Source organism: Kribbella sp. NPDC043289, from assembly GCF_056436705.1.
Genome location: NZ_JBWKCB010000006.1, coordinates 431814 through 444232, shown reverse-complemented (window position 1 = coordinate 444232; position 12419 = coordinate 431814). Strand labels below are relative to the sequence as shown.

The following is a 12419-nucleotide window of genomic DNA, read 5'->3' as shown; positions in this document are numbered from 1 at the left end:
CGGTACGACGACGTGGGCGCCCCGTCGCGGAAGTCTGAGAGACATGACGAATCCCCAGGTGAAGCGCGCGACTCTTCTCGGACTCTTCGCGGTCGCGGCGGCGAGTGTCACCAGCACCCCGATGGCCTCGGCGGGCGTGCGTCGCGGACTCGAGCTGAAAGGTGTCGCCTACGACACCGGCGGTGGACCGGCCGAGGAGGACAGCCGGGCGCGCTGGCGGCACAGCACGATGCGCGCCGAGATCCATGCCATCCGGCATCGGCTGCACGCCAACTGGGTCAGCATCTACGGCAGCGACGTACAGCGGTTGATCGAGACGGCGACGGTGGCGCTCGAGGCGGGGCTGACGGTGTCGATCCAGCCGCGGTCGTTCGACGAGCCGCAGGCGGCGGAGCTGGAGAAGCTGCGGGTGGTCGCGGTCGAGGCGGAGCGGTTGCGGCAGCGGTACGACCGGGAGGTGATCCTGGTGGTCGGGTGCGAGTTCATGCTGTTCACGCCGGGGATCGTGCCGGGGGAGACGTTCTTCGAGCGGGCCGAGTACCTGACCAAGGGCGAGTTCGACATGGCCGAGCTGCAGCGGAAGTTCCGCGCGTTCACGGCCCGGACGGTGAAGGTTGCCCGCAGCAATTTCCACGGGCGGATCACGTACGGCGCGGCGTCGGATCTCGAGCAGGTGGACTGGTCGCTGTTCGACATCGTCGGGCTCGACTACTACTCGTACCATGCGCGCCGCGCCGACCACGCGAAGGAGCTGGCGCCGTTCCGCCGGTGGAACAAGCCGATCCTGATCCTGGAGTTCGGGTGCTGCACGTTCACCGGCGCGGCCGAGCTGGGCGGGATGGGGTGGGACATCGTCGACTACAGCGGCGACGTCCCGGTCATCCCGCCGCAGTACGTGCGCGACGAGCTGGAGCAGGCGGACCACCTGGAGAACATGCTGGAGGTCTTCACCGCGGAAGGCTTCCTCGGCGCGTCGCCGTACACCTTCATCTCATCCGACGCGCCACACCGCCCCCACGACCGTCCCCACGACGAAGACATCGCAGCCTTCAGCCTCTGCAAGACCCTCCGCCACGACGACACGAACCCCGCCTCGCCGTACCACTGGCTCCCGAAGAAGTCCTTCCACGCAGTCTCACGCTTCTACGCCAAGTATTAGGCGACGTTGCACTAGGCGACGTTGAAGGTGTCCGGGTCAGGGCCGGTGCGCTCGCCGCGGTCCAAGGTGGTGATGGTGGCGAGGTCGTCGTCGGTGAGGGTGAAGCCGAAGACGTCCAGGTTCTCGCGGATGCGGGACGGGGTGACGGACTTCGGGATGACGATGTTGCCGAGCTGGAGGTGCCAGCGAAGGACGATCTGGGCCGGCGTGCGGTCGTACTCCTTGGCGAGGGTCTCGATGACCGGCTCGGACAGCAGCGTGCCGCCCTTCGCCAGCGGGCTCCAGGCCTCGGTGCGGATGCCGAAGTCGCGCCCGTACGTGCGTACGGCGTCCTGCTGCAGGTACGGATGCAGCTCGACCTGGTTCACCGCCGGAGTGATTCCGGAGAGCCGGTCGAGGTGGTCGGGCTGGAAGTTGGAAACCCCGATCGCGCGGACGCGGCCGTCGGCGTACAGCTTCTCCAGCGCGCGCCAGCTGTCGACGTACAGGTCGCGGGCCGGCGTCGGCCAGTGGATGAGGTACAGGTCGAGGTACTCCAGGCCCAGCAACGACAGACTGGTGTCGAAAGCCTTCAGCGTGGAGTCGTAGCCCTGGTCCGCGTTCCACAGCTTGGTGGTGATGAACAGGTCGCTGCGGTCGATGCCGGACGCTGCGAGCGCCTGACCGACGCCCGCCTCGTTCTGGTACGCCGCCGCGGTGTCGATACTGCGATACCCGGCGTCGAGTGCGTGCGTGACGGCGGTCGCCGTCTCGTCGTTCGGGACCTGGAAGACGCCGTACCCGAGCTGGGGCATCTCGACGCCGTTGTTGAGTTTCACGGTGGGGATCATCGGTGGCTTCCTTCTAGTACTAGTGCAGGAGCGGCCTGGCTGGTGTGGCGGCGGTCCAGCAGGCCGGAGACGAGGGCGACGAGCAGACCGGACACGGCCAGCGCGGCGCCTACCCAGTTGGGTGCGGTGTAGCCGAGCCCGCGCTCGATGGTGAGTCCACCGAGGTACGCGCCGACTGCGTTGCCGAGGTTGAAGGCGGCGATGTTGGCCGCCGACGCCAGCGCCGGAGCGCCCGTCGCCTTGTCCATCACGCGCTTCTGCAGCGGAGCGACCGTGGCGAACCCGGCGGCTCCGAAGAGCGCGATCGTCACAGCAGACGGGAGCTTGGCGTGCGCAGTGAACACGAACACGACCAGCACGGCGGCTAGTAGTGCCAGGATCAGGTACAGACTCGGCATCAGCGACCGGTCCGCTGCCTTGCCGCCCAGCAGGTTGCCGACGACCAGTCCGGCGCCGAACAGCACCAGCAGCCAGGTCACGGCATCAGCAGAGAAGCCGGCGACCTCGGTCATCATCGGTGCGATGTAGGTGAACGACGCGAACACCCCAGCGAACCCGAGCGCGGTCATAGCCAGCGCCAGCCACACCTGCACGTTCTTGAAGACCGCCAGCTCACCACGCAGCCCCGGTCCTTCCACAGTGCTCTGCTTGGGCACCAGGAACACGATGCCGAGCAGCCCGATCACTCCGAGCGCAGTCACCGCCCAGAACGTCGACCGCCACCCGAACTGCTGTCCGAGCGCAGTCCCACCCGGTACGCCGAGAACGTTGGCGACCGTCAGTCCGGTGAACATCAATGCGATCGCACTGGCTTGCTTCGCCTTCGGAACCAGTGACGCTGCCACGACCGATCCGACCCCGAAGAACGCTCCGTGAGCCAGCGCCGCCACGATCCGCCCGGTCATCAGAACGCCGTACGACGGGGCGACGGCGGAGACCAGGTTGCCGGCGATGAAGACACCCATCAGCGCGATCAGCACGGTCTTGCGGGAGACCTTGGAGCCGATCGCGGTGAGTAGCGGGGCGCCGACCACGACGCCGAGGGCGTAGCCGGAGATGAGGAGACCGGCGGACGGGATGCTGACGCCGAAGTCGGTCGCGACCTCGGGCAGGAGCCCCATGATGACGAACTCGGTGGTCCCGATCCCAAAAGCACCGATAGCCAGTGCGAGCAGAGCCGCGGGCATGGGCTGTTCTCTCCTTTGAATGTAGTCTTGTGACTATTACCGGCGTGCGCGATAGTTGCACACGCGGGCTATTGCATAAGCCTCATGATGGCTCATGCAATCGCGAAGTTCAAGTGGAGGTTGTCGTGGGACTACCGGATGACGCCGCGGAGGCGCGGGCGCAGGGGTGGCGAACCCTGGCGGCACTGCATGCCCGGATCGAGGACGAGCTGGAGCGCGCGCTGCAGAAACAGCACGGGCTCTCGGTGAGCGAGTACAGCGTGCTGGACGTGCTGGCGCGGCAGGACGACTACCACCTGCGGATGAACCAGCTGTCGAACGCTGTGGTGCTCAGCCAGTCGGCTACTACCCGCCTGGTGAACCGGCTGGAGGACCGCAAGCTGCTGCAGCGGTACCTCTGCCCGACGGACCGGCGGGGGATCTACACCGAGGTCACCGAGGCCGGCCGGGATTTGCTGGAGCAGGCCCAGCCGACGCATGACGCCGTACTGACGTCTGCACTGCAGAATGCCGCCGAGCTACCTGAGCTCTCCCCGCTCGTCACTGCGCTGGGGAAGCTCCCGCTGGCGGTCTGACATGGCACGGTACGACAACCGGAAGCTCTACTACTGGTTGATGGGCAGCTGCCTGACGCTGATCGGCCTGGCGTGGTTCGTCGTACGGCTGTTCTCGATCCCGGTCGCGATCGGGATGAGCGCGGTCGCCGCCGTGCTGCCGCCGATCGCGGTCATCGTCGCGAACTGGGGTCACGACCAGCGCTGACCGGGATCACCGGGCGTCGGGTCCAGGTAGAGGTGCCGGATGCTCGGGTGGTCACGGCGTACCTCGACGTCGACCTTCTCGGCGAGCTGCTCGATCGCGGCGCCGGTCGTGTGCGAGTCGACCAGGTCGACGGTCGCGACGACCAGCACCTGATCCGGTGCGAGCCGGAGACTGAGCAGCTCCAGGACATCCTCGATCCCCGGCTGACCGGCGATGATCGCCCGGATCTGCCGCTGCTGATCGACCGGCAGGGCCCGCCCGATCAGCATCGCCTTGTTGTCCCGTCCGAGCGTGAACGCGACGACGATCAGTAGGACCCCGATCGCGATCGACGCGGCGCCGTCCCACAGGTGCTCGCCGGTGACCACCGACAGGGTCACGCCGATCGCCGCGATCAGTAGGCCGATCAGCGCGGCAGAGTCCTCGAACGCGACGGTCTTCACCGCGGGCTCCGCCGCCCGGACCTGTTTCAGGAACGGTACGCCGGCTTCGCGGGCCTGCCGGCGCAGCTGCAACACCGCCCGCAACCAGGACGTGCCCTCGAACACGAACGAGAGCGCGAGCACCGCGTAGATGACCGGCAGCGCCGCGATCGGTTCCGGGGCGAGGATCGAGCGCAGTCCTTCGGTGATCGAGAAGCCCGCGCCGAGCACCAGGATCCCGACCGCGGCGAGCAGCGACCAGAAGTACCGCTCCATCCCGTACCCGAACGGATGCCGGGCGTCGGCCGGCTTGCGGCTGCGATGCAGCGCGGTCAGCAGGAAGACCTGGTTGAGGGTGTCGGCGACCGAGTGCGCCGCCTCGGCGAGCAGCGCCGTCGATCCGGACAACAGGCCGGCCACGATCTTCGCGATCGCGATCGCGAGGTTCGCCGTACCGGCCAGGAGGACTGTGGCGTCCGATTCTTCGTCAGCCATCCCCTTCGCGTGCCCGCAGTCCGCCCGACTGAAACAGCACCTCGATGAAGGCGGCGGCGAGCGGGTCCGGCGTACCCCGGGTGTAGGCCGCGAGGGTTCTCCGGACGGGAGGATCGGGGCGCAGCACATGACCCACTCCGGTCAGGATGTTGTCCGGCACCAGCGCGGGCCCCAGACCTGCCGCGGCGAGCGCCGGTGCGGCCGCGGTCTGCTCCGTGCGTACGGCGATCCGCGGCTCGAAACCCGCCTGCGCACAGACGCGATCGAGTACGTCGGCCAGTCCGTGATCCGGCGCGTAGTGGACCCACGCACGGTCGGCGAGATCGCCGAGCTTGACCGTGTCGCCGGTCGCGGCGGGGTCGTCCGGCGCGACCACGACGACGAGTTCCTCGGTGCCGATGGTCGTGCTGACGCCGGACCAGTTGGCCGGTTCGGGACCGACCGCGAGGTCCGCCTCACCGGCGTACATCGCCTCCACCAGCTCGTCGGTATGGCGGTGTTCGAACAGGCGGATGCCGACGTCGGGGTGGGTCTGTCGCCAGCGACGCAAAGCCTGCGGGAGGACGCCGAGCGTGATCGAGTAGAGCGTCGCGATCTGCAGCTCGCCAACCTCGAGACCGGCGGCCTGCCGCGCGGCGCACCGGGCACGTTCCGCGTCGGCCAGCGCGGCGCGGGCGTGCGGAAGCATCGCCCGGCCGGTCGGAGTCAGCCGGACGGCGCGAGGGAGCCGCTCGAGGAGCGGACCGCCGGCGGAGCGTTCGAGCGTGCGGATCTGGTGCGAGAGGGCCGGCTGGGTGACGTGCAGGAGCTCGGCGGCTCTCGTGAACGAGCCTTCGTCGATCACGGTGACGAGGTACTCGAGCTGTCGCAGCGTTGCCATGTCTTCAGTTTATGGGTTCAGTGAAAACTATGCCTTGGTTTTATCTTCGCAGGTCAGCAACGCTGTCTACATGACGAATGTTGCGTTGGTGGTCGGAGCCCGTGGCGTGATCGGGACGAACCTGGTCGAGCATCTGGCGTCGTTGCCGGACTGGTCCGTGATCGGGTTGTCTCGGCGCGGCGGCACCGACGTACCCGGTCGGGTGCGGCACATCGCGGTGGATCTGCTCGATCCGGACGACACCCGGCTGCGGTTGTCGGGGCTGTCCGAGGTGACGCATGTCTTCTATGTCGCGTATCAGGATCGGCCGACCTGGGCCGAGCTCGTCCCGCCGAACCTGGCGATGCTGGTCAACGTCGTCGACGCGATCGAGCCGGTCGCGCGGGGGTTGCGGCATGTGAGCCTGATGCAGGGGTACAAGGTGTATGGCGCGCACCTCGGGCCGTTCAAGACGCCGGCTCGTGAGGACGACCCGCCGCATCTTCCGCCGGAGTTCAACGTCGACCAGCAGCGCTTCCTGGAGGAACGTCAGCAGGGCAAGGCGTGGACGTGGTCGGCGCTGCGGCCGTCCGTGGTCGGTGGTGCAGCGTTGGGCAATCCCATGAATCTTGCGGTCGCGATCGCTGTGTATGCGTCGCTTTCCAAGGAGCTCGGCGTACCGCTGCGGTTTCCGGGCAAGCCCGGCGCGTATCACTCGTTGCTGGAGCTGACCGACGCCGGATTGTTAGCGAAGGCAACGGTTTGGGCGGCGACCGCACCGGGTGCGGCCAACCAGGCGTTCAACATCACGAACGGCGACCTGTTCCGGTGGAGTGAGCTGTGGCCGAAGATCGGTGCCTGGTTCGGGCTGGAGGTCGCGCCGCCGCTGCAGATGTCGTTGCAGGACGTGATGGCGGACAAGGAGCCGGCGTGGAAGCAGTTGCAGGCGAGCCATGACCTGGCGGCGACGCCGTTCGCCGAGGTGTCCTCGTGGCCGTTCGCCGACTTCGTCTTCGGCTGGGACTACGACTTCTTCGCCGACTCCTCGAAGGCCCGGCGCGCAGGCTTCCACGAGTACGTCGACACCGAGCAGATGTTCTACGCCATCTTCACCGAGCTCCGACGCCGGCGCATCATCCCGTGACGGTCGCCGGTTCGCGCTGGTACGGCGTTTGCGCGAAAAATATGGTTATGCTCCGGGGCGTGACGGCGATGGGTGCTGGGAAGTTGCTCGGGGCTAATTTGCGGGCGCGGCGGGATGAGCAGGGGATCTCGCTGTCCGAGCTTGCCCGGCGGTCCGGGATCGCGAAGGGCACGCTGTCGCAGCTGGAGTCGGGCGCGGGCAACCCCACGATCGAGACAGTGTTCAGTCTGTCGAACGCTCTCGGCGTCCCGGTATCACTGCTGCTGACCGACTCACCGCCCTCCGACGTGGTCCTCGTACGGTCCGCGGACATCGACGTACTGTCCGGTGAAGCCATCGATCTGCGGCTGCTCCGCCGCCTGGAGCACCCGGGCGGGCTGTTCGAGATCTACAACCAGGAGATCCGCCCGGACGCGGTGCAGCATTCCGACGGGCATCCGGGCACCGAACACCACGTCGTACTGACGGGAAACCTGAGGGTGACGACCGGCGGGCGGACCGAGGAGCTGGGCGCCGGCGACTACCTCGCGTTCCGGGCCTCGGGACCGCACCACTACGAGGCGGTGGACGGCCCGGTGCGCTCGGTGCTGCTGCTCGAGTACCCGCCGGACGTCTACCCGGCGCCCCCGGGACCGCACCCGGTGAGCTGATCGCCGAGGGTCCATTGACCATCGCCCGGAGACACGCGTACGCTCGAACCGTTCATTTTAGTGAACGGTCTGCCGAAGGAGCGCTGCGATGACCCGGTCCATGACACCCGACGTGGTGGTCATCGGCGCGGGTGTCGTCGGAGCTGCCTGCGCCGAGGCCCTGTCGGCCGCCGGGGTGCGCGTCATGGTGATCGACCGCGACGGCCCGGCCGCCGGTACGACGGCCTCGGGCGAGGGCAACGTCCTGGTCTCCGACAAGGAGCCCGGCCCTGAGCTCGAACTGGCGATCGCCTCCCGCGCGGAGTGGGACGTCGTGAGCGAACGGCTGCCGCAGCGGGTCGCCGACGTCGAGTGGGAGGCGAAGGGCGGTGTCGTCGTCGCGACGGCGGATCCTGAACCCCTGAAGGCGTTCGCGGCCAAGCAGCGTGCCGCCGGAGTCGACGCGCGGGTGATCACGCCGGCCGAGGTCTTCGAGCTCGAGCCGCTGGTCACCCCACGCGTGACAGTCGGTGTGCACTACCCGGACGACGCGCAGGTCCAGCCCGTGCTGGCGGCGACCGCGCTGCTGACCGCGGTCCGCGATCGTGGCGGCGAGGTGTTGTCGGGGGTGAACGCGCTGGGCGTTCGGCAATCGCGCGGGCGGGTCGTCGGCGTCGAGACGTCGGACGGTGACATCGCGTGTGGCGCCGTACTCAATGCCTGTGGGCCGTGGGCGGGTGCCTTCGCCGCGGCGGCCGGTGCGGCGATCGAGGTGCTGCCGCGCCGCGGGATGATCCTGGTGACCGCTCCACTGCCGGAATGCGTGCGCCACAAGGTGTACGACGCGGACTACGTGGGCGCCGTCGGCAGCGGTGACGCGGATCTGCAGACATCCACGGTCGTCGAGTCGACGCGCGGCGGGACGGTGCTGATCGGGTCGAGCCGCGAGCGGATCGGGTTCGATGACACCGTGAAGGTGCGGGTCTTGCAGGAGTTGGCGCGCAAGGCCGTCGGGCTGTTCCCGTTCCTCGGCGACGTCCCGGTGATGCGAACGTACGGCGGATTTCGCCCCTACGCCCCGGACCACCTGCCGGTGATCGGCCAGGACCCGCGCCTACGCGGACTGTGGCACGCCACCGGGCACGAAGGCGCCGGCATCGGCCTCGCCCCGGCGACCGGACGTCTCCTCACCGAACTGTTCCTCGACCTGGCCCCGCATCTCGATCCGTCGCCCTTCCGCGTCGACCGTCCGGCGGTGATCGCCGCATGACCGCGTACCAACGCCCGCGTCCGGGCGACCCCGCCGACGTCGGCCGTCCACCGATCGTCCCGGTCACCGTCGACGGTCATCCGGTCACGGCGCACGCCGGTCAGACCGTGGCCGCCGTACTCATGGCGAACGGTCGAGACACCTGGCGTACGACGCGCGTGAACGACCGCCCGCGCGGCACCTTCTGCGGTATCGGCGCCTGCTTCGACTGCCTGGTCACGGTGAACGGGCTGCCCGACGCGCGGGCCTGTCAGCGCACGATTGAACCCAACGACGCGATCACCACGCAGCAGGGCGCCGTCATCCCCAAGACAACCAAGGCGACGTCTTCCGAAGAGGCGGCGAGGAGCGCGGACGTTGTCGTCGTGGGTGCCGGACCGGCTGGGATCGCGGCGGCGCTGACGGCTGCGGACGGCGGTGTCGACGTACTGCTGGTGGACAACGCACGCGACGTCGGCGGGCAGTTCAACCGGCAGTTGCCGACCGAGTTCGCGGCCCGGCGGCCCGATCGGTTGCAGCACGGTTGGAAGAGCTTCGCCGCGCAGCGCGAACGTCTCGCCCAGCACCCGCACATCACCCACCTGACCGAGACGTCGGTCTGGGCGATCGAGGGCAACCGGCTCTGGGCGCAGCGTGGTCCTGCCGACGCGGCTGGCCGGACGCCGTTCCCGATCGACGCGAAGGCCGTGGTCCTCGCGACCGGTGCGTACGACCGCGTGCTCCCGTTCCCCGGCTGGGACCTGCCCGGCGTCTACACCGCGGGCGCCGCGCAGGCCCTCGCCAAAGGGCAGCGGATCTCGGTCGGTCGCCGCGTCCTGGTCGCCGGCACCGGCCCGTTCCTGCTGCCGGTGGCCGAGTCGCTGACCGGCGTCGGCGCCGAGGTGGTCGCGCTCCTCGAGGCGAACTCGCTCGCCACCGTCCGCAAGGGCTGGTCCGTCGACCCGATGGTTGCCACCAGCAAGCTTCGGGAAGCGGCCGGGTACGGCGCTCTGCTGGCCCGGCACCGGATTCCGCTCCGGCACGGCTGGACCGTCGTCGCTGCCCACGGCACCGATCACGTCGAGGCCGTCACCATCGCCCGCCTGGACGGGAACTGGCGCCCGGTCCCCGGCACCGACCGCCGGATCGAGGTCGACGCAGTCTGTCTCGGCTTCGGCTTCACGGCCAATCTGGAGCTCGCTGTCTCCGCCCGCTGCGAACTCACCACGGCTCCCGACGGCGGGCCCGCCGTGACAGTCGACGACAACCAGCAGACCAGTACGCCGGGCTTCTTCGCTGCCGGTGAACTGACGGGGGTCGCCGGAGCCGTTCCGTCAACAGCAGAAGGCACCGTGGCCGGGGCAGCTGCGGCACAGTACGCCCTCGGTGAGACGCCGAACGCCCGCGAGCGGAGCGGCGTACTCAAAGGCCGGCGGTTGGCGGCGGCGCTCGCCCGTGCGTATCCCGTGCGGGACGGGTGGAAGACCTGGAGTACGGCGGAGACCCTCGTCTGCCGGTGTGAAGAAGTCACCCGCGGCGACCTCGAGACAGCTGCCGCGGATCGCGGTCTGGATGACGGCCGGGCAATGAAGCTCAGCAGTCGCGCGGGGCTCGGGATGTGTCAGGGGCGGGTGTGTTCGCGCACCGTCGCGGCATTGCTCGCCGAGCCCGGCGCCGTACCGAAACCGAGCATGAAACGACCGATCGCCGTACCCGTCAGGCTGCGCGATCTGGCCAACACGCAGGAGGAACAATGAGCGAGAAGCTGGAAGGCGTCATCGTCGCGACGGCGCTGCCGTATGCCGAGGACCCCGCGGCGCCGGCCGGGCTGCGGCCGGACCTGGACAAGTACGCCGAGCACTGCCGGTGGCTGGTCGACAACGGGTGCCGCGGTGTCGGGCCGAACGGTTCCCTGGGGGAGTACTCGTCGCTCACCGACGACGAGCGCCGCGCGGTCGCGAAGACCGCGATCGAGGCGGTCGGTGACGACGGCATCGTGGTCGTCGGCGTGCACGGCGTCGGCTCGCACCAGGCGCGGGCGTGGGCCGAGAAGGCCGCCGAGGACGGCGCGGACGGCGTCCTCTGCCTGCCGCCGACGATGTACCGGGCGAACCGCGGCGAGGTGATCGCGCACTTCACCGAGGTCGCGAAGGCCGGGCTGCCGGTGATGGTCTACAACAACCCGCTCGATACCAAGGTCGACCTGACGCCGGACCTGCTCGGCGAGATCGCGCAGATCGAGAACATCGTCGCGGTCAAGGAGTTCTCCGGTGACGTCCGCCGGATCCTGGAGATCCGCGAGCTGGCGCCGGACCTCGCGGTGATCGCGGGCGCCGACGACCTGACCCTCGAAGCGCTGCTGATGGGCGCGACCGGCTGGTTCGCCGGCTTCCCGAACGTGTTCCCGGCGGAATCGGTGCGGTTGTACAACCTGGCGCTCGAGGGCAAGCTGGAGGAGGCCCGGGCGCTGTACGAGCCGCTGGTCGCCGCGTTCCGGTGGGACTCGCGGGTCGAGTTCGTGCAGGCGATCAAGTACGGCATGGACTACGTCGGCCGCTTCGGCGGACCGTGCCGGCCGCCGCGCGGGCCGCTCGTCCCGGAGCACGTCGCACAGCTGGAGCTCGACATGAAGAAAGCAGTGGAGTCCCTGTCATGAGGTCCGTGCGGACGATCAGCGCGATCGATTCGCACACCGAGGGGATGCCGACCCGCGTCGTCACCGGCGGGGTCGGCGTCGTCCCGGGGGCGACGATGGCCGAGCGGCGCGAGTACTTCATCAAGCATCTCGACGACCTGCGGTTGTTCCTGATGAACGAGCCGCGGGGCCATGCCGCGATGAGTGGCGCGATCCTGCAGCCGCCGACCCGCTCCGACGCGGACTGGGGCGTGCTCTACATCGAGGTCTCCGGCCTGCTGCCGATGTGCGGGCACGGGACGATCGGTGTCGCGACCGTGCTGGTCGAGTCCGGGATGGTCGAGGTGACCGAGCCGGTGACGAAGGTCCGGCTGGACACCCCCGCGGGCCTGGTCGTCGTTGACGTTGCCGTCAGCAACGGTCGCGCCGAGCACGTGACGCTGCGCAACGTCCCGTCGTACTCGCATGCCCTGGACGCTTCGGTGGATGTTCCCGGTCTGGGGAAGATCACCTACGACCTGGCGTACGGCGGGAACTTCTATGCGATCCTGCCGTTGGAGCAGCTCGGGATCCCGTTCGACCGGGCGGAGAAGGATCGCATCCTGAAGGCCGGGCTGGACATCATGGACGCGATCAATGCGACCGATCGTCCGGTGCACCCGCTCGACCCGGGGATCAACGGCTGCAAGCACGTGCAGTTCACCGCACCGGGTCTCGACGGCGCCGACTCGCGCAACGCGATGGCGATCCACCCCGGCTGGTTCGACCGTTCCCCCTGCGGCACGGGTACGTCGGCCCGGATGGCGCAACTGCACGCCCGCGGGGAGCTCGCGCTGGACACCGACTTCGTCAACGAGTCCTTCATCGGCACCCGCTTCACCGGCCGCCTCGTCGAGGAAACAACAGTCGGCCCGTACGTCGGCGTCGTCCCCACGGTCACCGGCCGCGCCTGGATCACCGGCACCGCCAACTACCTACTCGACCCCGACGACCCCTTCCCCACCGGCTTCGTCCTCTAACCCCGGGATCCCGGGACGTGCTGGAACGC

General features: G+C 68.9%; 13 protein-coding genes. 9 read left to right on the top strand and 4 right to left on the bottom strand.

Annotated features, from left to right (window positions below; translation table 11 throughout):
• Positions 1-43: 43 nt before the first annotated feature.
• A complete protein-coding gene (locus tag AC0662_RS32860; RefSeq protein ID WP_478305522.1) occupies positions 44-1159 on the top strand; it encodes a hypothetical protein in 1116 nt (371 codons plus the stop codon).
• A gap of 11 nt (positions 1160-1170) precedes the next feature.
• On the opposite strand, the gene AC0662_RS32855 is transcribed toward AC0662_RS32860, so the two are convergent.
• Both AC0662_RS32855 and AC0662_RS32850 read right to left on the bottom strand, forming a co-directional pair.
• Positions 1171-1989: an aldo/keto reductase gene (locus AC0662_RS32855; RefSeq protein ID WP_478305520.1), complete on the bottom strand. Its 819-nt coding sequence runs from the start codon at positions 1987-1989 to the stop codon at positions 1171-1173.
• The gene (locus AC0662_RS32850; protein WP_478305518.1) at positions 1986-3176 is read right to left on the bottom strand and encodes an MFS transporter; all 1191 of its coding nucleotides are present in this window, start codon (positions 3174-3176) and stop codon (positions 1986-1988) included. Before AC0662_RS32850 ends, AC0662_RS32855 begins: the two co-directional genes overlap by 4 nt.
• Positions 3177-3301: 125 nt before the next feature.
• Between AC0662_RS32850 and AC0662_RS32845 the strand changes: the two genes are divergently transcribed.
• Both AC0662_RS32845 and AC0662_RS32840 read left to right on the top strand, forming a co-directional pair.
• Positions 3302-3751, top strand: coding sequence for a MarR family winged helix-turn-helix transcriptional regulator (locus AC0662_RS32845; RefSeq protein WP_452193070.1), 450 nt, complete (start codon positions 3302-3304; stop codon positions 3749-3751).
• Position 3752: 1 nt separating this feature from the next.
• A complete protein-coding gene (locus tag AC0662_RS32840; RefSeq protein WP_452193072.1) occupies positions 3753-3938 on the top strand; it encodes a DUF3099 domain-containing protein in 186 nt (61 codons plus the stop codon).
• Here the strand turns inward: AC0662_RS32840 and AC0662_RS32835 are convergent.
• Together AC0662_RS32835 and AC0662_RS32830 are read right to left on the bottom strand one after the other, a co-directional pair.
• Positions 3923-4855 (bottom strand): cation diffusion facilitator family transporter, encoded by a 933-nt coding sequence (locus tag AC0662_RS32835; RefSeq protein ID WP_478305515.1) that lies wholly within the window; start codon positions 4853-4855, stop codon positions 3923-3925. The two genes, AC0662_RS32840 and AC0662_RS32835, sit on opposite strands and share 16 nt — an antisense overlap.
• Positions 4848-5735: a LysR family transcriptional regulator gene (locus tag AC0662_RS32830; protein WP_478305513.1), complete on the bottom strand. Its 888-nt coding sequence runs from the start codon at positions 5733-5735 to the stop codon at positions 4848-4850. Before AC0662_RS32830 ends, AC0662_RS32835 begins: the two co-directional genes overlap by 8 nt.
• Before the next feature lie 70 nt (positions 5736-5805).
• On the opposite strand from AC0662_RS32830, the gene AC0662_RS32825 reads away from it, so the two are divergent.
• The 6 genes from AC0662_RS32825 to AC0662_RS32800 all read left to right on the top strand — a co-directional run bounded on the left by AC0662_RS32825 (position 5806) and on the right by AC0662_RS32800 (position 12390).
• On the top strand, positions 5806-6858 hold the full coding sequence (locus tag AC0662_RS32825) for an SDR family oxidoreductase (protein ID WP_452193078.1): 1053 nt from the start codon (positions 5806-5808) through the stop codon (positions 6856-6858).
• Positions 6859-6926: 68 nt separating this feature from the next.
• Positions 6927-7508: a helix-turn-helix domain-containing protein gene (locus AC0662_RS32820; protein ID WP_452193791.1), complete on the top strand. Its 582-nt coding sequence runs from the start codon at positions 6927-6929 to the stop codon at positions 7506-7508.
• Between the two features lie 88 nt (positions 7509-7596).
• The gene (locus tag AC0662_RS32815; RefSeq protein WP_478305511.1) at positions 7597-8757 is read left to right on the top strand and encodes an NAD(P)/FAD-dependent oxidoreductase; all 1161 of its coding nucleotides are present in this window, start codon (positions 7597-7599) and stop codon (positions 8755-8757) included.
• Positions 8754-10493 carry an FAD-dependent oxidoreductase gene (locus AC0662_RS32810; RefSeq protein WP_478305509.1) on the top strand — a complete coding sequence of 580 codons (1740 nt, stop codon included), beginning with the start codon at positions 8754-8756 and terminating at the stop codon, positions 10491-10493. The genes AC0662_RS32815 and AC0662_RS32810 overlap by 4 nt, the downstream gene beginning before the upstream one ends.
• A complete protein-coding gene (locus tag AC0662_RS32805) occupies positions 10490-11392 on the top strand; it encodes a dihydrodipicolinate synthase family protein (protein ID WP_478305507.1) in 903 nt (300 codons plus the stop codon). The genes AC0662_RS32810 and AC0662_RS32805 overlap by 4 nt, the downstream gene beginning before the upstream one ends.
• On the top strand, positions 11389-12390 hold the full coding sequence (locus AC0662_RS32800) for a proline racemase family protein (RefSeq protein ID WP_452193086.1): 1002 nt from the start codon (positions 11389-11391) through the stop codon (positions 12388-12390). Before AC0662_RS32805 ends, AC0662_RS32800 begins: the two co-directional genes overlap by 4 nt.
• Positions 12391-12419: the final 29 nt, after the last annotated feature.

What these genes read in the sequence shown, in the direction of transcription:
- AC0662_RS32825 (WP_452193078.1), top strand. Translation starts at nt 5,806, where the DNA reads ATGACGAATGTTGCGTTGGTGGTCGGAGCCCGTGGCGTGATCGGGACG.
- AC0662_RS32840 (WP_452193072.1), top strand. Translation starts at nt 3,753, where the DNA reads ATGGCACGGTACGACAACCGGAAGCTCTACTACTGGTTGATGGGCAGC.
- AC0662_RS32820 (WP_452193791.1), top strand. Translation starts at nt 6,927, where the DNA reads ATGGGTGCTGGGAAGTTGCTCGGGGCTAATTTGCGGGCGCGGCGGGAT.
- AC0662_RS32805 (WP_478305507.1), top strand. Translation starts at nt 10,490, where the DNA reads ATGAGCGAGAAGCTGGAAGGCGTCATCGTCGCGACGGCGCTGCCGTAT.
- AC0662_RS32860 (WP_478305522.1), top strand. Translation starts at nt 44, where the DNA reads ATGACGAATCCCCAGGTGAAGCGCGCGACTCTTCTCGGACTCTTCGCG.
- AC0662_RS32850 (WP_478305518.1), bottom strand. Translation starts at nt 3,176, where the DNA reads ATGCCCGCGGCTCTGCTCGCACTGGCTATCGGTGCTTTTGGGATCGGG.
- AC0662_RS32835 (WP_478305515.1), bottom strand. Translation starts at nt 4,855, where the DNA reads ATGGCTGACGAAGAATCGGACGCCACAGTCCTCCTGGCCGGTACGGCG.
- AC0662_RS32855 (WP_478305520.1), bottom strand. Translation starts at nt 1,989, where the DNA reads ATGATCCCCACCGTGAAACTCAACAACGGCGTCGAGATGCCCCAGCTC.
- AC0662_RS32815 (WP_478305511.1), top strand. Translation starts at nt 7,597, where the DNA reads ATGACCCGGTCCATGACACCCGACGTGGTGGTCATCGGCGCGGGTGTC.
- AC0662_RS32830 (WP_478305513.1), bottom strand. Translation starts at nt 5,735, where the DNA reads ATGGCAACGCTGCGACAGCTCGAGTACCTCGTCACCGTGATCGACGAA.
- AC0662_RS32810 (WP_478305509.1), top strand. Translation starts at nt 8,754, where the DNA reads ATGACCGCGTACCAACGCCCGCGTCCGGGCGACCCCGCCGACGTCGGC.
- AC0662_RS32800 (WP_452193086.1), top strand. Translation starts at nt 11,389, where the DNA reads ATGAGGTCCGTGCGGACGATCAGCGCGATCGATTCGCACACCGAGGGG.